This window comes from Streptomyces sp. NPDC046862, from assembly GCF_040704615.1.
In the GTDB taxonomy this organism is placed as follows: domain Bacteria; phylum Actinomycetota; class Actinomycetes; order Streptomycetales; family Streptomycetaceae; genus Streptomyces.
Genome location: NZ_JBEYXP010000079.1, coordinates 1 through 21,829, shown reverse-complemented (window position 1 = coordinate 21,829; position 21,829 = coordinate 1). Strand labels below are relative to the sequence as shown.

Annotated in this window: 21 protein-coding genes; 17 read left to right on the top strand and 4 right to left on the bottom strand. The window is 71.2% G+C overall.

Going from position 1 to position 21,829, the window contains the following annotated elements; translation table 11 throughout:
- Positions 1-348 precede the first annotated feature (348 nt).
- The 12 genes from AB0959_RS48740 to AB0959_RS48685 all read left to right on the top strand — a co-directional run bounded on the left by AB0959_RS48740 (position 349) and on the right by AB0959_RS48685 (position 14,533).
- Positions 349-1,998: a CTP synthase gene (locus AB0959_RS48740; protein WP_366833418.1), complete on the top strand. Its 1,650-nt coding sequence runs from the start codon at positions 349-351 to the stop codon at positions 1,996-1,998.
- 94 nt (positions 1,999-2,092) lie between these two features.
- On the top strand, positions 2,093-2,719 hold the full coding sequence (locus tag AB0959_RS48735; protein ID WP_366833417.1) for an NUDIX hydrolase: 627 nt from the start codon (positions 2,093-2,095) through the stop codon (positions 2,717-2,719).
- Between the two features lie 311 nt (positions 2,720-3,030).
- Positions 3,031-5,154: a tetratricopeptide repeat protein gene (locus AB0959_RS48730; protein ID WP_366833439.1), complete on the top strand. Its 2,124-nt coding sequence runs from the start codon at positions 3,031-3,033 to the stop codon at positions 5,152-5,154.
- A 163-nt stretch (positions 5,155-5,317) separates the two neighbouring features.
- On the top strand, positions 5,318-6,442 hold the full coding sequence (gene ald / locus AB0959_RS48725) for an alanine dehydrogenase (RefSeq protein WP_366833416.1): 1,125 nt from the start codon (positions 5,318-5,320) through the stop codon (positions 6,440-6,442).
- Positions 6,443-6,862: 420 nt separating this feature from the next.
- Entirely contained in the window at positions 6,863-7,990 is a 1,128-nt protein-coding gene (locus tag AB0959_RS48720) for a ParA family protein (RefSeq protein ID WP_366833415.1), read from the top strand.
- Positions 7,975-8,610: a hypothetical protein gene (locus tag AB0959_RS48715; protein ID WP_366833414.1), complete on the top strand. Its 636-nt coding sequence runs from the start codon at positions 7,975-7,977 to the stop codon at positions 8,608-8,610. Before AB0959_RS48720 ends, AB0959_RS48715 begins: the two co-directional genes overlap by 16 nt.
- 71 nt (positions 8,611-8,681) lie before the next feature.
- Positions 8,682-9,932 (top strand): segregation/condensation protein A, encoded by a 1,251-nt coding sequence (locus AB0959_RS48710; protein ID WP_366833413.1) that lies wholly within the window; start codon positions 8,682-8,684, stop codon positions 9,930-9,932.
- Entirely contained in the window at positions 9,929-10,603 is a 675-nt protein-coding gene (scpB, locus tag AB0959_RS48705) for an SMC-Scp complex subunit ScpB (protein WP_366833412.1), read from the top strand. The genes AB0959_RS48710 and scpB overlap by 4 nt, the downstream gene beginning before the upstream one ends.
- The gene (locus AB0959_RS48700; RefSeq protein WP_366833411.1) at positions 10,603-11,727 is read left to right on the top strand and encodes a pseudouridine synthase; all 1,125 of its coding nucleotides are present in this window, start codon (positions 10,603-10,605) and stop codon (positions 11,725-11,727) included. The genes scpB and AB0959_RS48700 overlap by 1 nt, the downstream gene beginning before the upstream one ends.
- A gap of 245 nt (positions 11,728-11,972) precedes the next feature.
- Positions 11,973-12,728, top strand: coding sequence for an NUDIX domain-containing protein (locus AB0959_RS48695; RefSeq protein ID WP_366833410.1), 756 nt, complete (start codon positions 11,973-11,975; stop codon positions 12,726-12,728).
- The gene (locus tag AB0959_RS48690) at positions 12,728-13,750 is read left to right on the top strand and encodes an ADP-ribosylglycohydrolase family protein (protein ID WP_366833408.1); all 1,023 of its coding nucleotides are present in this window, start codon (positions 12,728-12,730) and stop codon (positions 13,748-13,750) included. The genes AB0959_RS48695 and AB0959_RS48690 overlap by 1 nt, the downstream gene beginning before the upstream one ends.
- A gap of 6 nt (positions 13,751-13,756) precedes the next feature.
- Positions 13,757-14,533, top strand: a complete 777-nt coding sequence (locus tag AB0959_RS48685) for a nucleotidyltransferase domain-containing protein (RefSeq protein ID WP_366833438.1) — start codon at positions 13,757-13,759, stop codon at positions 14,531-14,533.
- On the opposite strand, the gene AB0959_RS48680 is transcribed toward AB0959_RS48685, so the two are convergent.
- The 4 genes from AB0959_RS48680 to AB0959_RS48665 form a co-directional block, all read right to left on the bottom strand.
- On the bottom strand, positions 14,438-15,208 hold the full coding sequence (locus AB0959_RS48680; RefSeq protein WP_366833407.1) for a nucleotidyltransferase domain-containing protein: 771 nt from the start codon (positions 15,206-15,208) through the stop codon (positions 14,438-14,440). The two genes, AB0959_RS48685 and AB0959_RS48680, sit on opposite strands and share 96 nt — an antisense overlap.
- A gap of 22 nt (positions 15,209-15,230) precedes the next feature.
- Entirely contained in the window at positions 15,231-15,680 is a 450-nt protein-coding gene (locus tag AB0959_RS48675; RefSeq protein WP_366833406.1) for a Rieske (2Fe-2S) protein, read from the bottom strand.
- Positions 15,677-16,261 (bottom strand): DUF6529 family protein, encoded by a 585-nt coding sequence (locus AB0959_RS48670; RefSeq protein WP_366833405.1) that lies wholly within the window; start codon positions 16,259-16,261, stop codon positions 15,677-15,679. The genes AB0959_RS48675 and AB0959_RS48670 overlap by 4 nt, the downstream gene beginning before the upstream one ends.
- Before the next feature lie 102 nt (positions 16,262-16,363).
- A complete protein-coding gene (locus tag AB0959_RS48665) occupies positions 16,364-17,041 on the bottom strand; it encodes a hypothetical protein (RefSeq protein WP_366833404.1) in 678 nt (225 codons plus the stop codon).
- Positions 17,042-17,303: 262 nt separating this feature from the next.
- Here AB0959_RS48665 and aroH point away from each other — a divergent pair, with 262 nt between their 5' ends.
- From aroH to der, 5 genes are all read left to right on the top strand, one after another.
- Entirely contained in the window at positions 17,304-17,666 is a 363-nt protein-coding gene (gene aroH / locus AB0959_RS48660) for a chorismate mutase (RefSeq protein ID WP_366833403.1), read from the top strand.
- Positions 17,663-18,748, top strand: a complete 1,086-nt coding sequence (locus tag AB0959_RS48655; RefSeq protein WP_366833402.1) for a prephenate dehydrogenase — start codon at positions 17,663-17,665, stop codon at positions 18,746-18,748. Before aroH ends, AB0959_RS48655 begins: the two co-directional genes overlap by 4 nt.
- A gap of 143 nt (positions 18,749-18,891) precedes the next feature.
- A complete protein-coding gene (gene cmk, locus AB0959_RS48650) occupies positions 18,892-19,569 on the top strand; it encodes a (d)CMP kinase (protein ID WP_366833400.1) in 678 nt (225 codons plus the stop codon).
- A complete protein-coding gene (locus AB0959_RS48645) occupies positions 19,566-20,213 on the top strand; it encodes a lysophospholipid acyltransferase family protein (protein WP_366833399.1) in 648 nt (215 codons plus the stop codon). Before cmk ends, AB0959_RS48645 begins: the two co-directional genes overlap by 4 nt.
- A 75-nt stretch (positions 20,214-20,288) precedes the next feature.
- The gene (gene der / locus AB0959_RS48640) at positions 20,289-21,761 is read left to right on the top strand and encodes a ribosome biogenesis GTPase Der (RefSeq protein ID WP_366833398.1); all 1,473 of its coding nucleotides are present in this window, start codon (positions 20,289-20,291) and stop codon (positions 21,759-21,761) included.
- Positions 21,762-21,829 lie beyond the last annotated feature (68 nt).

Sequence of the window (21,829 nt, the reverse complement as noted above, 5' to 3'; positions counted from 1 at the left end):
GGAGACGGGCGGGGGTGGTGCCGTTCGCCGGCCGGGCTCGGCAGCGATGTCCGAAGAGGATACGACGCGGCCCCGGTCTCCGCGTGCCGCTCCCGACAACGCGGGTGACCCGAACGAGTGAGCAAGAGGTGACGTCGAGTGACGTCAGGTGGTCTGTGTGGCGATCCGTGTGCGGAGCGTGGCCGGAAGTCATCGCCTTCGGTCGCTGATACGCTGGTAGCCCGTGGACCGGTGGGCGCCCCGGACAGAACAAGGGTCCCCCGAACCGCAGCGACGGCACCCCGGAGATCTCCGGGCCCACAGCCGCCCCGCACTCCATACCGCGACCACGGGAGCCCCCTCTTGGCCATGCCGCCCAAATCTTCGACGACCAAGCACATCTTCGTCACCGGGGGTGTCGCGTCCTCGCTCGGCAAGGGGCTGACGGCCTCCAGCCTCGGCATGCTGCTCAAGGCGCGGGGCCTGCGCGTCGTGATGCAGAAGCTGGACCCGTACCTGAACGTCGACCCGGGCACCATGAACCCGTTCCAGCACGGTGAGGTGTTCGTCACGAACGACGGTGCCGAGACCGACCTGGACATCGGTCACTACGAGCGCTTCCTCGACCGTGACCTGGACGGCTCCGCCAACGTCACCACCGGTCAGGTGTACTCGACGGTCATCGCCAAGGAGCGGCGCGGCGAGTACCTGGGTGACACCGTGCAGGTCATCCCGCACATCACCAACGAGATCAAGCACCGCATCCGGCGCATGGCCACCGGCGAGGTGGACGTGGTGATCACCGAGGTCGGCGGCACGGTCGGCGACATCGAGTCGCTGCCGTTCCTGGAGACCGTCCGCCAGGTCCGTCACGAGGTCGGCCGTGACAACGTCTTTGTGGTGCATATCTCGCTCCTGCCGTACATCGGCCCCTCGGGAGAGCTGAAGACGAAGCCGACCCAGCACTCGGTTGCGGCTCTGCGGAACATCGGTATCCAGCCGGACGCGATCGTGCTGCGCTGCGACCGCGATGTGCCCACCGCGATCAAGCGCAAGATCTCGCTGATGTGCGACGTCGACGAGGCCGCCGTGGTCGCCTGCCCCGACGCCCGCTCGATCTACGACATCCCGAAGACCGTGCACGGCGAGGGCCTCGACGCCTACGTCGTCCGCAAGCTGGACCTGCCCTTCCGCGACGTGGACTGGACGACCTGGGACGACCTGCTCGACCGCGTCCACAACCCGGCGCACGAGATCAACCTGGCGCTGGTCGGCAAGTACATCGACCTGCCCGACGCCTACCTGTCCGTCACCGAGGCCCTGCGCGCGGGCGGCTTCGCCAACAAGGCCCGCGTGAAGATCAAGTGGGTGACCTCGGACGACTGCAAGACCCCGGCCGGGGCGGCCGAGCAGCTCGCCGACGTGGACGCCATCTGCATCCCCGGCGGCTTCGGCGACCGCGGCGTGTCGGGCAAGGTCGGCGCCATCCAGTACGCCCGCGAGAACCAGATCCCCCTCCTCGGTCTCTGCCTCGGCCTGCAGTGCATCGTGATCGAGGCCGCCCGCAACCTGGCCGACATCCCGGACGCCAACTCCACCGAGTTCGACTCCGCCACCGCCCACCCGGTCATCTCCACCATGGCCGAGCAGCTCGACATCGTCGCCGGCGAGGGCGACATGGGCGGGACGATGCGCCTGGGCATGTATCCGGCGAAGCTGGCCGAGGGCTCGATCGTGCGCGAGGTCTACGGCGGCAAGGAGTACGTCGAGGAGCGGCACCGCCACCGCTACGAGGTGAACAACTCCTACCGCGCCGAGCTGGAGAAGAAGGCCGGCCTGCTGTTCTCGGGCACCTCGCCGGACGGCAAGCTCGTCGAGTACGTGGAGTACCCCAGGGACGCCCACCCCTACCTGGTCGCCACCCAGGCGCACCCCGAGCTGCGCTCGCGCCCGACACGGCCGCACCCGCTGTTCGCCGGGCTCGTCAAGGCGGCCGTGGAGCGCAAGACGGGTCAGTAAGACCCGGCGGCACGAGAGCTGTACGGTGGCCGGGGTGCGTGTCCCGAGGGACGTGCACCCCGGCTTCTTCGCACGTGTGGGAGGACATGTCGACATGACCATCAAGGACACCGCCGAGGAGTGGGAGGTCCGGGCGAGCGACACGCCCTTCGTCGGCAACAAGACCTCCGTGCGCACCGACGACGTGGTCATGCCCGGCGGGTCGGTCGTCCGCCGCGACTACCAGGTCCACCCCGGCTCCGTCGCCGTGCTGGCACTCGACGACCAGGATCGTGTCCTGGTCATCCGTCAGTACCGCCACCCCGTGCGCCAGAAGCTCTGGGAGATCCCCGCCGGGCTCCTCGACGTCCCCGGCGAGAACCCGCTGCACGCCGCCCAGCGCGAGCTGTACGAGGAGGCCCACGTCAAGGCCGAGGACTGGCGCGTCCTCACCGACGTCTACACCACGCCCGGCGGCTGCGACGAAGCCGTCCGGATCTTCCTCGCCCGTGACCTCTCCGAGGCCGAGGGCCGGCGCTTCGAGGTCGAGGACGAGGAGGCCGACATGGAGCTGGCCCGTGTGCCCGCCGACGAGCTCGTACGGGGTGTCCTGGCCGGCGAGCTGCACAACAACTGCCTGGTCGTGGGCGTCCTTTCGCTGGTCGCGGCGCGGAGTGGCGACGGGTTGGACGCTTTGCGGCCCGCTGAGGCGCCTTGGCCTGCTCGGCCGTTCGAGGCGTGACGCTCCGCGGGTTCGGCGGTTCTTCGGCTGTCGGTCCGTTGTGGCTGGTCGCGGACGCGGCGGAGCCGCATGTCGATACAGCCCCGCGCCCCTTACGGGGCGCGTGCCCCTGTCCTACGATCGCCTGATCCGATCGGGGGACTCCTCCGTCGTGCTCCGCCGGGAACGTCGCAGAGAGTGAACTAGGCTCTGCAGCACGCCCGCGCCGGAGTCCCGGCGGGCCTTGCGTGTGCAGTGGGACGGGAGCGTGACCCGTGACGGATCAGGCGGTCGACACGGAGAGCACCGAGGTGTCCGCAGCCGAGCAGCCCTTGGCCGCGGAGGCTGCGGAGGTCCCCGAGGATGTTCCCACGGCCAGTCAGTTCCTCGGCCGTGAGCGGGAGTTGAAGGAACTGCGCGCCGACATCGAGCGCGCCGGTCTCGACACGCTCTCCGGCCGGAAGGCGCCCCGCGCGCGGGTGCTCCTCATCGCCGGCCGCCCCGGCTACGGCCGCACCGCGCTCGCCGAGGAACTCGTACGGCAGGTCGCCGAGAGTTACCCCGACGGCGTGCTCCGCGCGCGGCTCACGGAGCCCGACGGCACGCGCGTACCGACCGAGCGCGCGGCCCGCGAACTGCTGGCGGCGCTCGATCTGCCCAGTCCTCCCGGAGCCGCCGAGGACGACCTCAGCGCGGCGCTCCGAGACGCCCTCGCCCACCGGCGGATGCTGCTCCTGCTGGACGACGCGTCCGACGCCGAGCAGGTCGACGCGCTGCTCCCGGACACCCCCGAGTGCCTGGTCGTCGCGGTCTCCGGCGGGCCGCTGACCGGTATCTCCGACGTCCGCCCGTGCACCCTGGGCGGTCTGGACACCAAGTCCGCGGTCGAGCTGCTCGAACGCTTCACCGGCTCCGTGCGCATCACCGTCGACCCGCGTGCCGCCGAGGAACTGGTCCTGGAGTGCTCCGGCCAGCCGGCCGCGCTGATGCTCGCCGGCGGCTGGCTCGCCTCCCGCCCCAGGGCCGCCGTCGCCGACCTGGCCAGGCATCTGAACGCCGCGGGCGACGAGGGCCCGCCGCTGACCCGCGTCTTCCGGCTCGCCTACAGCGCCCTGCTCACCCCCGCCGCCCGGATACTGCGACTGCTCTCGCTGGCCCCGGCGGGCCTCGTCGACCCGCACACCGCGTCCGCGCTGGCCGGCTGCTCGATCGGCGCCGCCCGCACCACGCTGGACGACTTCGTTTCGCTCGGCTTCCTCCACGCGGTCGACTCGCCCCTGCCGCAGTACGAGGTGCCCGGCTGTCTGCAACCCCTGCTGAGCGCACTCGCCGAGGCCCATGACCGTCCGGCCGAACTGCAGCTGGCCCGTGCCCGGATGCTGGAGCGGACCGTACGTCTCCTGCAGTCGTGCCGCGCCATCACCGAGACCGACAGTGCCCAGTCCCGCGAGAAGCTCCAGGACATGCCCCGTGCCCTGCGTTTCCCCACCCCCCGGGCCGCCGAGGACTGGCTGCGCATCCGCCGGCCCGCGCTGCTGGCGGCGGCCCGGCTCGCGGTCGCCGACGGGGAGCTGGACACACTTGCCCGGCGCCTGATGTCCCAGCTGGTCCGCACGATGGTCGCCCACTTCGGCACCCAGGCCGCGGCCCCCGAGCTGTACGGCATCCACCGGCTCGTCCTCGACGTCGCCGAGCGGCGGAAGCTGCCCCGGGAGAAGGCAGCCGCCCTGCTGAACCTCGCCGACCTGGACGCCCGGACCGGCCGTACCAACGAGGCGCTCGCCCGCTACCGGGCCGCGCTGGACGCAGGGCGCGAGGCGGGCGACCCGTACGCCACCGGCCGCGCGATGGAATCCGTAGGGGGTGCCCACCAGGAGCTCGGGGATTACGAGCGCGCCGCCGACTGGTACGGCAGGGCGCTCGCCCAGCGGCTCGCCCGCGACGAACGCGCCGACGCGGCCCGGCTCTACGGCCGCATCGCCGGCACCCACACCTGCGCGGGCCGCTACGGCGAGGCCCTGCGCAACTGGCGCTCGGCCCTCACCGGCTACCGCCGGCTCGGTGACGTGGCCGGCCAGGCGAGGGCGTTGAGCGAGATGGGGCGTGTCCAGGAGTACGCGGGGCGGTTCGAGGAGTCGCTGGCCATCTGCCAGGAGGCGCTGGAATGGGCGCGCCGCGCCGAGGACGCGCGGCTGCAGGCCGCGCTGCACGTCCGGCTCGCCGACACGCTGGAGAGGCTCGGGGACCCGGCGGCGGCACGGCTGCACCGTGAGGCGGCCGAGAGCATGCTGGGAGACGAACTCGGCGAACTCCAGGACCTCCACCACATCCACGACCACATCCAGGAGCACATCCAGGAGCACATCCACGAGGGAGATTCCGGCGCCGCCGACGAGACCGAGGCGGAACGAGGGGCTAACACCTACGAAATCCGTAGCGGATCGGCTGAAGATTGATGCTTTGAAAGGCTAGACAGCAGGGAAGCCTTCATTAGACTGGGTCCGCCGCCGGTTCCCCGCGGTGTATCCCGGTGCGCTCCGATGCGTACGGGTATGTCGTGCATTGCCTGAGCGCACGTCGCCCGTGTCCGGTGAGCCCCAACCCTTCGAGTCAAGGACCGTGATCGACGTGAAGGTCGGCATCCCCCGCGAGGTCAAGAACAACGAGTTCCGGGTGGCCATCACCCCCGCCGGCGTGCACGAGCTGGTGCGCCACGGCCATCAGGTCGTCGTCGAGCGCAGCGCCGGAGTCGGCTCCTCGATCACCGACGACGAGTACGTCCTCGCCGGCGCCGAGATCCTTCCGACCGCCGACGAGGTGTGGGCCACCGCGGACCTGCTGCTCAAGGTCAAGGAGCCCGTCGCCGAGGAGTACCACCGCCTCCGCAAGGACCAGACGCTCTTCACCTACCTGCACCTTGCCGCCTCCAAGGAGTGCACGGACGCCCTGCTCGAGTCGGGGACGACCGCCATCGCGTACGAGACCGTCGAACTGCCCAGCCACGCGCTGCCGCTGCTCGCCCCCATGTCCGAGGTCGCGGGCCGCCTGGCCCCGCAGGTCGGCGCCTACCACCTGATGCGCGCGGGCGGCGGCCGCGGCGTGCTGCCCGGCGGCGTCCCCGGAGTGCCGGCCGGCCGGGCCGTCGTCATCGGTGGCGGCGTGTCGGGCTGGAACGCCGCGCAGATCGCCATCGGCATGGGCTTCCACGTGACCCTGCTCGACAAGGACATCAACAAGCTCAGGGAGGCGGACAAGGTCTTCGGCACGAAGATCCAGACCGTCGTCTCCAACGCCTTCGAGCTGGAGAAGGCCTGCCTGGAGGCCGACCTCGTCATCGGCGCCGTCCTGATCCCGGGCGCCAAGGCCCCCAAGCTGGTCACCAACGAGCTCGTCTCGCGGATGAAGCCGGGAAGTGTCCTTGTCGACATCGCGATCGATCAGGGCGGCTGCTTCGAGGACTCGCGTCCCACGACCCACGCCGAGCCGGCCTTCAAGGTCCACGAATCGGTCTTCTACTGCGTCGCCAACATGCCGGGCGCGGTGCCCAACACCTCCACCTACGCGCTCACCAACGCCACGCTGCCGTACATCGTGGAGCTCGCCGACCGCGGCTGGGTCGAGGCGCTGCGCCGTGATTCCGCGCTGGCGAAGGGGCTCAACACCCATGACGGCAAGGTCGTTTACCGCGAGGTCGCCCAGGCGCACGGCCTGGAGCACGTCGAACTGGAGTCGCTGCTCGGCTAGGCCCGTCGCCCGGCCCTGCTCGCGGAGAGTCGACTTGGCGACGGCAAAAGGCGATACGTCAACACAGGTCGTCAACAGCACACTCCCGGCCGGACCTTGCCTGATGAGGTCCGGCCGGGAGTGTGTATGTTCACCCCGCAACCCGAGGTCAACTCGCCTCGAACGTAACCCTTCAACCGATTCGCGCAACGGTGAAACCTGCCGTGCGACGGCCGTACGCCCTTGACAGAGGGATGTTTCATTGCCGACACATCGGGCCGGGTCCGGCGGATTGTGTTGCTGCGAACCGCCGACACGCCATAGAGTCGCCAACCGTCGGCATGGTGCCACGCTGACCTATCTAGAAGTTTCCTGGTCACCAAGGAGGTAAGACGACTTGTGAATGAGTCGACATTTACTCCCGGGGGTGGTCAACCAGGAATGCCGGCGCAGGGCCAGCGGCCCGCGGGGCTTCAGGCTGTCGGCTCCGTAGCTGTGCGCACCTTCGCAGCCCACCAGAGTCCGCAGGGGACTCAGACAGCACCCATGAGCATGGATGGCCATCACGTGAACGCCATGGCCGGCGACGGAAGTGGCGAGATCCGCAACCACTTCGCCGACTACGACGAACTGCCCGAGGGGCACTTCTACGACCCCGATGCCGAGTACGAGCCAGATCCGGAGTACGCGGCCACGCTCGCGCCCGACGCGGCCCGACAGCGCCGTGAGCGCATCGGCCCGACAGGGCGCCCGCTGCCGTACTTCCCGATCCCGGGCCCGCTCACCGACCACGGCCCCGCGAAGATCATCGCGATGTGCAACCAGAAGGGCGGCGTCGGCAAGACGACGTCGACCATCAACCTGGGCGCCGCGCTCGCGGAGTACGGACGGCGCGTCCTGCTGGTCGACTTCGACCCGCAGGGGGCGCTCTCGGTCGGGCTCGGCGTGAATCCGATGGAGCTCGACCTCACCGTCTACAACCTGCTCATGGAGCGGGGCATGGCGGCCGACGAGGTCCTCCTCAAGACCGCGGTCCCCAACATGGACCTGCTGCCGAGCAACATCGACCTGTCGGCGGCCGAGGTCCAGCTGGTGAGCGAGGTGGCGCGCGAGTCGACGCTGCAGCGCGCCCTCAAGCCGCTCATGGCCGACTACGACTACATCGTGATCGACTGTCAGCCCTCGCTGGGTCTGCTCACGGTGAACGCGTTGACGGCCGCCCACAAGGTGATCGTGCCGCTGGAATGCGAGTTCTTCGCCCTCCGTGGTGTGGCGCTGCTGACCGAGACCATCGAGAAGGTCCAGGAGCGGCTCAACCCGGAGCTGGAGCTCGACGGGATCCTCGCCACGATGTACGACTCGCGCACCGTGCACAGCCGTGAGGTGCTCGCGCGGGTCGTCGAGGCGTTCGACGACCACGTCTACCACACGGTCATCGGGCGCACGGTCCGCTTCCCGGAGACCACGGTCGCCGGTGAGCCGATCACCACGTACGCATCCAACTCCGTCGGTGCCGCCGCCTACCGCCAGCTCGCCAGGGAGGTGCTCGCCCGGTGTCACGCCGAGTGAGTCTGCCGGGGGCCGACGAACTGTTCCGTACGACAGGGGGGATGGCGCTTCAATCGTCCACTCCCCGGCGCCAGGCCAACGGCGAGGCCAGGGTGCCGGCGCCGGCGGGGGAGAGTGATCCCGCCGCCGCGGAGGACGCGCCGCCGTCGGTGCCCGCGCAGGGCGGTGACGGCGAGGGCGCCGAGCACGTGGCCGCGGACGCGGAGGCCGCCGGCGCGGGGGAGTCCCGCAGCCGGGCGGCTGCCGCGGAGGCGGACAAGGACGGACCCGTCCCGGGGGCCGCGCGACGGCGGCAGTCCACGCAGTCCGCGTCCGCGCAGCAGGCGCAGCCCGGGCAGCCGGGGCAGTCGGCGCAGGAAGGTTCTGCCGCGTCCCGCCGCCGGGGGCGTGCTGCCGGGCGGCGGCCGAGCGGGCGTGAGCGGCACGACGAGAAGATCACCGTGTACGTGTCCGCCGAGGAGCTCATGGACCTCGAGCACGCGCGGCTGGTGCTGCGAGGGGAGCACGGGCTGGCGGTCGACCGGGGGCGGATCGTGCGGGAGGCGGTGGCCGTGGTGCTGGCCGACCTCGAGTCCCGGGGGGATGCGAGCATCCTCGTGCGGCGCTTGCGAGGGCGGTAGGCCGCGGATCGTCCGCCGGTTGTCGGCCGGTTGTCGGCTTTGTGGGCGGTACGCGGTAGCCTGCGACGGCTATGACCTCGTCCCCTGCGTCAGCCTCCGGCGGTTCTGCCGGTCGTCGGCGTGCGCTGGGCCGAGGGCCCGGGGCTGGGTCCCCGCCCCCTTCGTCGCCTGCGGCGGGCAGTGAGTCTCCGGCTGAGGACGGTTCTTCGGCGGATCCCCAGGCAGCGCCTCCGGGCGAACCCGAGCAGTCCCAGCCGAGCCCGGAGCCCGAAGGGGTCGGCCCTCGCGCCGAGCCCGAAGGAGCGGCGCCTCTCCCTGAGGCCGAGGTGGTCGGCCCTCAGGCGGAACCCGACGAGGTGCCCGCCCGGCCCCAAGCGGACGCGCCCGTCCCGGACGCTCGCCCCGGACCGGACGCCGAAAGCACCGGTGCGACCGGTGAACCCGCTGAGGCCAGTGCACCCGTTGAAGCCGGTGCACCCGTTGAAGCCAGTGAAGCCGGTCAGACCAGCGACGGTGTGTTCAAGGTTCGGCTCGCCAACTTCGAAGGGCCATTCGATCTTCTGCTCCAGCTGATCTCGAAGCACAAGATGGATGTCACCGAGGTGGCGCTGTCGAAGGTGACCGACGAGTTCATGGCGCACATCCGGGCCATGGGGCCGGACTGGGATCTGGACCAGACGACCGAGTTCCTCGTCGTGGCCGCCACGCTGCTCGATCTCAAGGCCGCGCGGCTGCTGCCGTCCGCCGAGGTGGAGGACGAGGCCGATCTCGCGTTGCTGGAGGCGCGGGACCTGCTGTTCGCGCGGCTGTTGCAGTACCGCGCGTACAAACAGATCGCCGACATCTTCAGCGGCCGCCTGGATGACGAGGCCCGGCGCTATCCCCGTACCGTCGGTCTCGAACCGCACCACGCGGAGCTGCTGCCCGAGGTCGTGATCAGCATCGGCGCCGAGGGGTTCGCGAAGCTCGCCGTGAAGGCGATGCAGCCGAAGCCGAAGCCGCAAGTGTACGTCGACCACATCCACGCGCCCCTGGTGAGCGTCCAGGAGCAGGCGGGGATCGTCGTGGCGCGACTCAGGGAGCTCGGGGAGACGAGCTTCCGGGTGCTCGTCGAGGACACGGATGACACGCTGACCGTCGTGGCCCGGTTCCTGGCGCTGCTGGAGCTGTACCGCGAGAAGGCCGTGGCGCTGGAGCAGGAGGCCGCCCTCGGGGAGTTGCTCGTGCGGTGGACCGGTGGGGAGGGTGAGGACCGGCCCATGGTCACCGACGAGTTCGACCGGCCGCCCGAGCTGCCCAAGGAGGAGGAGAAGAAGGCGTGAGTGAGGAGATCATCGAGGCGCCGAGCGGTCTGCGGTCCGTTGCCGGTCTCGAGCTCAAGCCCGCCCTTGAGGCCGTCCTCATGGTCGTGGACGAGCCCGCTACCGAGGAGCACCTGGCGAAGATCGTCGAGCGGCCCCGGCGGCAGATCGCGAAGGCGTTGCGGGAGCTGGCCGACGAGTACACCGTGCAGGGGCGGGGATTCGAGCTGCGGTACGTCGCCGGCGGGTGGCGGTTCTACACGCGGGGCGAGTACGCGCCCGCCGTCGAGCGGTTCGTGCTCGACGGGCAGCAGGCCCGGCTCACGCAGGCAGCCCTGGAGACGCTGGCCGTGGTCGCGTACCGGCAGCCGGTCAGCCGTTCCCGGGTCTCGGCCGTGCGCGGCGTGAACTGTGACGGGGTCATGCGCACCCTCCTCCAGCGCGGGCTGACCGAGGAGGCGGGCACGGAACCCGAGACAGGTGCGATCCTGTACAGGACGACGAACTACTTCCTGGAGCGGATGGGCCTGCGCGGTCTGGACGAGCTCCCGGAGCTCGCGCCCTTCCTCCCGGAGGCGGAGGCGATCGAGGCCGAGACCCAGGAAGCCGTACCGTCGTTCGATCCGGACGCCCCGGACGCGGACGACGGGCCCATGACGAACATGCCGAACACGACGACGACGGAACTTTGATGCGAAGCAGCGGTAGCGGTAAGAGCGGCGGGCGCGGTAACCACCGCGGTGCCGGCAACAACAGGGACCAGAAGCAGGGGCAGGGCCAGGGTCAGGGCCGCCCCAGCAAGCCCCGCCCCGAGGAGCGCCGCTACGACGTCGGCCCCGGCGCCACCCAGGACGGCCCCAAGTCGGGGCGTGGCGGCTCCGCGCGCGGCGGCGCCAAGGGCGGGCCCAGGAAGCCCCAGCAGGGCCAGGGCCAGGGCCAGGGGCAGGGACAGGGGCAGGGGCAGGGCGGCGGACGCGGCCGTACGGCCCCCGCGCGCTCCCGCGAGTACGAGGTGCGCGCCGAGGAGCGCAACCGCGAGCGCTACGCGGGCAAGAAGGACATCAAGCTGCCCAAGACCTTCCCGGGCGCCGAGCAGGAGGGCGAGCGGCTGCAGAAGGTGCTCGCGCGGGCCGGTTACGGTTCACGGCGTTCCTGCGAGGAGCTGATCGAGCAGGCGCGGGTCGAGGTCAACGGCGAGATCGTTCTCGAGCAGGGGTTGCGGGTCGACCCCGAGAAGGACGAGATCAAGGTCGACGGGCTCACCGTGGCCACGCAGTCGTACCAGTTCTTCTCGCTCAACAAGCCCGTCGGCGTCGTCTCGTCGATGGAGGACCCGGAGGGGCGGCAGTGCCTCGGTGACTACGTCACCAACCGTGAGACCCGGCTCTTCCACGTCGGTCGTCTCGACGCCGAGACCGAGGGCGTCATCCTGCTCACCAACCACGGCGAGCTGGCCAACCGGCTGACCCACCCCCGGTACGGCGTGAAGAAGACGTACCTGGCGCACATCGTCGGCCCGATCCCGCGCGACCTGGGCAAGCGCCTGAAGGACGGCATCCAGCTGGAGGACGGGTACGCGCGCGCGGACCACTTCCGGGTCGTCGAGCAGACCGGCAAGAACTACCTCGTGGAGGTCACGCTGCACGAGGGCCGCAAGCACATCGTGCGCCGCATGCTCGCCGAGGCCGGCTTCCCGGTCGACAAGCTGGTGCGCACCGCTTTCGGCCCGATCACCCTCGGCGACCAGAAGTCGGGGTGGCTGCGCCGGCTGTCCAACACCGAGGTGGGCATGCTGATGCGCGAGGTCGACCTGTAGATCCACCCGCACCACTTCGCAGGCCTTTCGAAGCGGCCGGCCCGAAACATTACGGGCCGGCCGCTTCGTCGTGTCCCGTTGCCCGGCCCTTCCCCGCCCCTTCCTCGCCCCGCAGTTCTTTGCCCGGCCGTCGAGTTTCTTTGCCGCCGACGGGTTGTCGGCACCCTCGGGCATCTTTATAGTCGTTATGACTATTGGTCACAGTGACCATTAAGGGTGACCGTCCAAGAGGGGGTAGGTGGACCATGACCGCATCCGTCGACCACGCGTCGAACGGCAACAGGCCCGAGGGCTACGACAAGTACGCCTACGAGCCCTTCGCCGTCACCGTCGACCTGGCCGTCCTCACTGTCCGGGACGGCGCGCTCCAGGTGCTGCTCGTCGAGCGGGGGCAGGAGCCGTACGCGGGCCACTGGGCGCTGCCCGGAGGGTTCGTGCTGCCCGACGAGTCCGCGGAGACGGCCGCCCGCCGCGAACTCGCCGAGGAGACCGGCCTGGAGGACGTCTCCGAACTCCACCTGGAGCAGCTGAGGACGTACAGCGAACCGGACCGCGACCCGAGGATGCGGGTCGTCACCGTCGCGTTCGCCGCGCTGCTGCCGCACCCGCCCGAACCGCACGGCGGCGGCGACGCGGCACAGGCCCGGTGGCTGCCGTACGACACCGCGGGGCCGCTCGCCTTCGACCACGACCGGATCCTCGCCGACGCCCACGAACGCGTCGGCGCCAAGCTGGAGTACAGCTCTCTCGCCACCGCCTTCTGCCCGCCCGAGTTCACACTCGGCGAGTTGCAGCAGGTCTACGAGACCGTGTGGGGCACCTCTCTCGACCGGCCCAACTTCCGGCGCAAGGTGCTGGCCACGCCGGGCTTCGTCGAGCCGGTCCCCGGCGCCGCGCGCCTCACCGGAGGCCGTGGCAAGCCCGCCGCGCTCTACCGCCCGGGCGAGGCCACCACCCTGCACCCGCCCCTGTTGCGACCCACACCCGAAGGACGGCCCTGATGGCCATGACCCTGCTCGCGAAGCGCGCCGCCACCGGATCCCTGATCGGTCTGGCCCTCGGTGACGCGCTCGGCTTCCCGACCGAGTTCAACGACGTCCCCTCGATCCTCGCCACGTTCGGGGACTGGCGGCGGATGGACCTCCCGAAGCCCGCGGTTGTCACGGACGACACCCAGATGACGCTGGCACTGGGGCGGGCGCTGCGCTCGGCCATGGACCGCGGGTCGCTCGGCCCCGAGACCCTGGAGCGGGCCGCCCGCGCCGAGTACGTCGCCTGGTCCCGCTCACCGGAGAACAACCGTGCCCCCGGCCGCACCTGCCTGGTCGCCTGCGACCTCCTGGCGAAGGAACGCCGCCCCTGGCAGGACGCCAGCCAGATCCACTCCAAGGGCTGCGGGGCCAACATGCGGGTCGCGCCCCTCGGGCTCATTCCCCGCGTGAGCGACGAACAGCGCGCGGGCGCCGCCCAGTTGCAGGCCGCCCTCACCCACGGACACCCCACGGCACTCGCCGCCGCCGACCTCACCGCGCACGCCGTACGACTCCTCGCCCAGGGCGCCGAACCGCTGGGCCTGGTCGGTCTGTTGAGGTCGTACGCGTACGAGAACCGCGGCCACTACCACGCGCGCTGGCTCGGCGACCTCTGGCGCTACAGCCAGGACTCCTCGCCGGAGGAGTTCATCTCCCGCGGCTGGGACGAGTGCCTGGACGCCCTCGACCGCCTCCAGCAGGCCCTGCGCCACCCGTCGCCCGAGACCGACCCCTGCCTGGCCACGGGCGAGGGCTGGATCGCCGAGGAGGCGCTCGCCACCGGCCTGCTGTGCTTCCTGCTCTTCGTCGACGAACCCGTCACGGCCCTGCGCCGCGCCGCCTGCACCTCGGGCGACTCGGACTCCGTCGCCTGCCTCACCGGCGCCTTCGCGGGCGCGTACCTCGGCCCGGCGGCCTGGCCGACGGAATGGGCCGACCGCATCGAGTACCAGGGCGACCTCGTGTCGCTGGGAGCCCTCTGGGACGCTTGAGGGGTGATGGAGACCCTGGCGACTCTCGACCTCGACCTCGCGCCCGTGGTGGCCGAACAGCCCGATCCCCTGCTGTTCGCGACCGTTTCAGGAGCGCACCTGTACGGCTTCCCCTCGCGCGACTCGGACGTCGACCTCAGGGGCGTCCACCTGCTGCCGACGGCCCAACTCGTCGGGCTGCGCGAGCCGGAGGAGACCCGCTCCAGGATGTGGGAGCGGGACGGCGTCGAGATGGACCTCGTCACGCACGACCTGCGCAAGTTCGCCCGGCTGATGCTGCGCCGCAACGGCTATGTGCTGGAGCAGCTGCTCTCCCCGCTGGTCGTGCACACCACCGACGCCCACCGCGAGCTGGCCTCCCTGGCCCCCGGCGTCCTCACCCGCCACCACGCCCACCACTACCGGGGCTTCGCCGTCACCCAGTGGCGGCTCTTCCAGAAGACCGGCGAACTCAAGCCGCTGCTCTACACGTTCCGCGTGCTGCTCACCGGGATCCATCTGATGCGCAGCGCCGAGCTCCAGGCCCATCTGCCCACGCTCGTCAAGGAGGTCGAGGCGCCCGCGTACCTGCCGGACCTCGTCGCCGCCAAGGCCGAGCAGGAGCACGGGGCGGCCGACGTCGACCCCGCGCGCGTGGAGAGCGACGTGGAGCGGCTGCACGGCGCGCTGGACGAGGCCCAGGCCCTGTCAGTGCTGCCCGAGGCTCCCGCCGCGTACGACGCCCTGCACGACTTCGTCGTACGGGTCCGGCTGACGGGTGCCGAAGGGCTCGCCGACGGCTAGGGCTGAGGCGCGGCGGGTCCGTACGAGGAAGTCCTCGACACGGGCCAGGTCGGGCTCCGGCGGGAGCGGGGAGCGGGCCGCCGCCTCGTCCGCCTCCGCCGCCAGCCGGGTCATCCGGGACTCCACCTGGGCCCAGGGCACCTCGCCCCGCTTGACCGCGAGGAGCGGCTCGCGCAGGTCGCCCACGTCGACGGTGAGTTCGCCCGTGCGCAGGACGTCACGGCAGCTCGTCAGGAGCCGCAGCAGGTGCATCGCGTGCTTCCAGCGCGGGGCGCCGTGGTTGCGTACGTCGGCCTCCAGCTTCCTGCGCTGGCCGAGTGCGTAGCGCGCGAACGTCTCGTGGACCCGGCGGGACAGGAACGCGCCGCGCAGGGACAGCAGTTCGCGGCCCGTGTCGTCGACGTGCTCCACCAGCGGGGAGTGCAGGCATTCCAGGATGTTCGGGTTGGCGCGCAGCGCGAGTGAGCAGAAGCGCTCCAGTTCCCAGCTGAACTGCTCCTCGGCCGGGCCCTCCACGTGCGTGGGCGGCTTCTCGAAGCGCCAGTACAGGGCGCTGGGGGCGAGGAAGACGCCCCTGCGGTCGGTGTCGCTGTCGTCCGTGGCGAGGCCGAAGGCGCGCGAGCCCATGACACAGGCGTAGATCGTGTGGTCGCGGACCAGGGCCTCGGGCTGCATGCCCGGGAGCGTACGGGGTGGATCACGCCTGGCGAATCGAATTTCCCTTCACCGTGATCTGCTCGGCGGGCAGCGGCCGCGTCGCCGGGCCGCGCTCCACCGCGCCGTCCGTGACGCTGAACCTGCTCCCGTGGCAGGCGCAGTTGATCGTCTTGTCCGAGACGCTCGCGACGATGCAGCCCTGGTGGGTGCAGACCGCCGAGAAGGCCTTGAAGTCGCCCTGCTCGGGCTGGGTGACCACGATCTTCCGGTCGTTGAAGATCTTTCCGCCGCCGACCGGGATGTCGTCGGTCTTCGCCAGCTCCTCGCCCGTCCCCCCGCCGGCCGTCGTCGGGGAGTTCCCGGTGGGGGAGTCGGTGCTGTCGCCGCCGTTGTCGCCGTACTGGCTGCATCCCGCGAGCAGTACCGCCGCGGCCGCCGCGGTCGTCGCACCCGTCGCCAGGACCGTGCGCCGCGTGGAACCCATCGTCATGTCGTCACCCCGAACGTGCGGAAGAACCAGAGGGCGGAGGTCAGCCAGACCGCCGTGAGGGCGGCGAGGACGAGGCCGCCGACGAGCGGCAGCAGCCAGCCCGGCAGTCGCTCCGAACGGAGCAGCAGCATCTTGGCACTGAAAGCACCGAAGAAGAAACAACCCAGGAGAGAGTGCCACAAAACGCGCGGTTCGTACGTCTGGAAGCCCAACGCGTACAGACAGTGCACCGCGACCGGCACCGCCACCAGGAACGCCACCCGCCCCGACCAGCGGTGCAGCACACCCGCCCAGCTCGGGCCCGGCAGTCTGCCGTACACCATGAGCGCCGACACGAACTGCACGAGCGCGAAGCCGAACGAGGTCGTCGCCAGCCATGACTTCACCGCGCCCGTGCTGCTGAACCCGGCCAGGTTGAAGGCCGTGCCCTGCGGGTCGTGCGCCTTGCCGTAGACGCCGAGACCGACGGCGACCGCGCCCGCGACCAGGGCCGGGACGAGGTAGCGCGCGGCGCTCGGGCGGCCGTGGGCGGGCCGCGGGGACGGGAAGCCCTGGGTGGCGGCGTTCGGGTCGACGGTCATGCTCGGCTCCCTGGGTCGGGTCCGGGGACGGATGGCGTGACGGGGGTCGCGGTGGAGGTCGTTACGCATGGAGTCGGTGACGGGTGCTGCTGAGCGGACCGCTCAGGGGGTCACCGGGCGGGCCGTGAGCCGCACGCCGTCGATGGCCACGGCGCCGGTCCCGGGGTCGATCCTGGGCGCCGCCGAGGGCTTGCCGTCGCGCTTGAGGATGCCGACCTGGCGGCCGTCCCGCAGCACGATCCAGCCGCCGTCGACCTTCGCACCGCGCACGGTCTCCGTCGCCCGGTACAGGCCCGACGGCTTGACCGCCTTGTCCGCGGTGAAGCCGTACTCCTGGCCGCCGATGTCGACCGTGCCGCGGATGCGCGTGTCCTTCAGCGTGCCGTTCAGCACACCGCCGTTCCCGCCCGTCAGCTTCATCGAGCCGTCGTCCTCGACGTCGCCCTTCAGCCACGACTCCTTGTCGCGGCCGTCGCAGAAGTACGCGACGGCCTTCCCGTCGCGCAGTGACACGGCGACGGCCGAGGAGTCGTCGTCGGTACGGCCCGCGTAGTCGGCGTTGGGCGGTGGGGTGGCCTTGGTGGGCGTGGGCGTGGGCGTGGGCGTGGGCGTGGGCGTGGGCGTGAGTGAGGGCGTCGGGCTCTGTGACGCCTTCGTGTCCGGCGGCTCGCCACCGGACGAGGACGTGAGGCGCGTCCCTGTCGTCGCGTTGAGCGACAGCATGAACAGGGCCAGCAGGAGTCCCGCGAGAAGGGTGAGAAGAGGTCCGGAGCGCTTCATAGGTGCCTCCCCCGAGGCGTGGCGCGGACGGCCTCCACCATGCAAGCGGACGCGCGGGGGCGGCGTCCAGGGGCGCGCGGGCGTAGTTCATCCCAAGTGGCGGGACAGTGACGTTCGCGTGACATTGTCATGGTCTGGGGGGCGTCTCGGCCGTCTCGGCCGTCTCGGGTATCTCGGCAGGCGGGCGCCGCGCACCGGTGCGTTCCGGGCTGACTACGCTGGTGTGACGAGTCGTGTACGTACATCAGCGAGGAGCACAGCCGTGCCGGTACGAGCTGTCCGGGGCGCCGTCCAACTGGAGCGGGACGAGGCCGGGCACATGGACGAGCAGGTCAGCGAGCTGCTCACCGCCATCCTGAAGCGGAACGGGCTCACCGCGGACGACCTGATCAGCATCTGGTTCACGGCGACGCCCGACCTGCACAGCGACTTCCCGGCGGCCGCCGCCCGCAAGCTCGGCATCGTCGACGTACCTCTGATCTGCGCGCAGGAGCTGGACATCGAGGGCGCCATGCCCCGGGTCGTACGGGTCCTCGCGCACATCGAGTCCGACCGGCCGCGCGCGGAGATCGCGCACGTCTACCTCGGTGCCGCGGCCGCACTCCGCAAGGACATCGCCCAGTGAGAACCGCCCTCGTCATCGGGACCGGACTGATCGGCACCTCGGCGGCCCTCGCGCTCGCCCAGCGCGGGGTGACCGTCCACCTCACCGACCGCGATCCGGAGCAGGCCCGCACGGCCGCCGCGCTCGGCGCGGGCACCGACGAGGCGCCCGACGGGCCGGTCGACCTCGCGATCGTGGCCGCACCGCCCGCGCACGTCGCCGCGATCCTGGCCGACGCCATGGGGCGCGGTCTCGCCCGCGGCTACCTCGACGTGGCCTCCGTCAAGGGCGGTCCGCGCCGCGAGCTGGAGGCCCTCGGCCTCGACCTCGGCGCGTACATCGGCACGCACCCCATGTCGGGCCGCGAGAAGTCGGGCCCCCTGGCGGCCACCGGCGACCTCTTCGAGGGCCGCCCCTGGGTGCTCACACCCACCCGGGACACCGACACCGAGGTCCTGAACCTCGCCCTGGAGCTGGTGTCGCACTGCCGTGCCGTGCCCGTCGTCATGGACGCCGACGCCCACGACCGCGCGGTCGCCCTGGTCTCCCACATGCCGCAACTGGTGTCGAGCATGGTCGCCGCGCGCCTGGAGCACGCCGAGGAGTCGGCGGTACGGCTCTCCGGCGGGGGCATGCGTGACGTGACCCGCATCGCGGCCTCCGACCCCCGCATGTGGATCGACATCCTCTCCGCGAACCCCGGACCCGTCGCCGACCTGCTCGGCGAGTTCGCCTCTGACCTCGACGAGACGGTCCGCGCGCTGCGCGCCCTGCAGTCCTCCGACGAGGCCAAGCGCCGCGAGGGCACCACCGGCATCGAGGACGTCCTGCGCCGGGGCAACGCCGGCCAGATCAGGGTGCCCGGCAAGCACGGGACCGCTCCGCGGGTCTACGAGGTCGTGGCGGTACTGATCGACGACCAGCCCGGCCAGCTGGCCCGCATCTTCGCCGACGCGGGCATGGCCGGGGTCAACATCGAGGACGTACGCATCGAGCACGCGACCGGGCAGCAGGCCGGCCTGGTGCAGCTGATGGTGGAGCCGAGGGCGGTGCCGGTGCTGGTGGCGGCGTTGCGGGAGCGGGGCTGGGCGATTCGGCAGTAGTCCGGGTGCGCAAGCGACCTCTGGCAGTGGGGCCGGGGCGTGGGCGCCGGGTACGGCCAGACGGGCGACGCGCACCCAGTACCCTTGTCCGGGGCGTCTTCCGCCCCAGCCCACCACCCCGGACCAGGAAAGGTGCCCCCACAGTGGAACGCGCCGCAGTGATTGTCGCCATCGACGGCCCCTCCGGCACGGGCAAGTCGAGCACCTCGAAGGCGGTCGCCGCGCAGCTCGGGCTGAGTTACCTGGACACCGGCGCACAGTACCGGGCGATCACCTGGTGGATGGTGCACAACGGGATCGACATAGAGGACCCTTCGGCGATCGCCGCCGTGGCCGGGAAGGCGGAGATCGTCTCCGGGACCGATCCGTCCGCGCCGAGCATCACCGTGGACGGGACGGACGTCGCCGGTCCGATCCGCACGCAGGAGGTCACCTCCAAGGTCAGCGTGGTCAGCGCGGTGCCCGAGGTGCGCGCCCGGATCACCGAGCTCCAGCGCTCGATCGCGGCCGGCGCGGAGAACGGCATCGTCGTCGAGGGCCGCGACATCGGCACCACCGTGCTGCCGGACGCCGACCTGAAGGTCTTCCTCACCGCCTCCGCCGAGGCCCGCGCCGCCCGCCGCAACGGTGAGCTCAAGGGCACCGACGTCAACGCCACCCGCGAGGCCCTGCTCAAGCGCGACGCCGCCGACTCCAGCCGCAAGACGTCGCCGCTCGCGAAGGCGGACGACGCCGTCGAGGTGGACACCTCCGACCTCACGCTCCAGCAGGTCATCGAGTGCGTCGTCACCCTCGTCGAGGAGAAGCGGGCCGGAAAGTGACCGACGCACCTTCTGAGCGCGGAGCCGAGGTCGGACGCCGGATCGGCGTCGGCCTGATGTACGGGCTGTGGAAGCCGCGCGTGCTCGGCGCCTGGAAGGTGCCCGCGAGCGGCCCGGTGATCCTCGCCGTCAACCACTCGCACAACATCGACGGCCCGATGGTCATCGGTGTGGCGCCCCGGCCGTCGCACTTCCTGGTCAAGAAGGAGGCGTTCGTCGGCCCGCTCGACCCCTTCATGCGCGCCGTCGGCCAGCTGAAGGTGGACCGTTCGACCGCCGACCGTACGGCCATCACCCAGGCGCTCGGCGTCCTGGAGAGGGGCGGCGTCCTCGGCATCTTCCCCGAGGGCTCCCGCGGCGAGGGCGACTTCGCCTCCCTGCGTGCCGGGCTCGCGTACTTCGCGGTCCGCGGCGGCGCCCCGATCGTGCCGGTCGCGGTGCTGGGAAGTTCCGAGAAGCGCGGGCGGTTGATAAAGGGGCTGCCTCCGCTGCGCAGCCGCGTCGACGTCGTCTTCGGCGACCCGTTCGAGGCGGGCGACGGCAGCGGGCGGCGTACGCGCAAGGCACTCGACGAGGCGACCGAGCGCATCCAGAAGCAGCTCTCCACGCATCTGGAAAACGCGAGGCGGCTCACCGGCCGCTGAACCACACTTGAGTAGTGGATCACCCGAAACCCGGGCCGTTCCACCGATCACCACGATGAACGAGGTACCGACTTCATGAACGACCACATCCCCTCCGACGGCTCGGGCGAGCACGAGCACGGAGAACTTGGCGACGCCGAGTACGCGGAGTTCATGGAGCTCGCCGCGGAAGAGGGCTTCGACCTCGAGGACGTCGAGGGCGCCATCGAGGCGGCCGGGCACGGCCCGCTGCCCGTCCTCGCCGTCGTCGGCCGCCCGAACGTCGGCAAGTCGACGCTCGTGAACCGCATCATCGGCCGCCGCGAAGCGGTCGTCGAGGACAAGCCGGGCGTCACCCGCGACCGCGTCACCTACGAGGCCGAGTGGTCGGGCCGCCGCTTCAAGGTCGTCGACACCGGCGGCTGGGAGCAGGACGTCCTCGGTATCGACGCCTCCGTCGCCGCCCAGGCGGAGTACGCGATCGAGGCCGCCGACGCGGTCGTGTTCGTCGTCGACGCCAAGGTGGGCGCGACCGACACCGACGAGGCCGTCGTACGACTGCTCCGCAAGGCCGGCAAGCCCGTCGTGCTGTGCGCCAACAAGGTCGACGGCCCGAGCGGCGAGGCCGACGCGGCCTACCTGTGGTCCCTCGGCCTCGGCGAGCCCCACCCCGTCTCCGCGCTGCACGGCCGCGGCACCGGCGACATGCTGGACGCCGTCCTGGAGGCCCTGCCCGAGGCGCCCTCGCAGACGTTCGGCACCGGGCTCGGCGGCCCGCGCCGTATCGCACTCATCGGCCGCCCGAACGTCGGCAAGTCCTCGCTGCTGAACAAGGTGGCGGGCGAGGAGCGCGTCGTCGTCAACGAACTGGCGGGCACCACCCGCGACCCGGTCGACGAGATGATCGAACTCGGCGGCGTCACCTGGAAGTTCGTCGACACGGCGGGCATCCGCAAGCGCGTCCACCTCCAGCAGGGCGCCGACTACTACGCCTCGCTGCGCACGGCCGCGGCCGTGGAGAAGGCCGAGGTCGCGGTCATCCTGATCGACGCCTCGGAGTCCATCTCGGTCCAGGACCAGCGCATCGTGACCATGGCGGTGGAGGCGGGCCGCGCGATCGTCATCGCCTACAACAAGTGGGACACCCTCGACGAGGAGCGCCGCTACTACCTGGAGCGGGAGATCGAGACCGAGTTCGGCCAGGTCGCGTGGGCGCCCCGGGTCAACGTCTCGGCACACACCGGGCGGCACATGGAGAAGCTGGTCCCGGCGATCGAGACGGCCCTGGCCGGCTGGGAGACCCGTGTACCGACGGGCCGCCTCAACGCCTTCCTCGGCGAGCTGGTCGCCGCCCACCCGCACCCGATCCGGGGCGGCAAGCAGCCGCGCATCCTCTTCGGCACGCAGGCGGGCACCAAGCCGCCGCGGTTCGTGCTCTTCGCCTCGGGCTTCATCGAGGCCGGCTACCGGCGGTTCATCGAGCGGCGGCTGCGCGAGGAGTTCGGCTTCGATGGGACGCCGATCCATATCTCGGTGCGGGTGCGCGAGAAGCGCGGCAGGAAGAAGTGATGTGACGTAGGGCGACGCGAGGAGGGCGGCTTCCTCAAGGCTCCCGGGGCTCCCGGGCAACCTTGAGG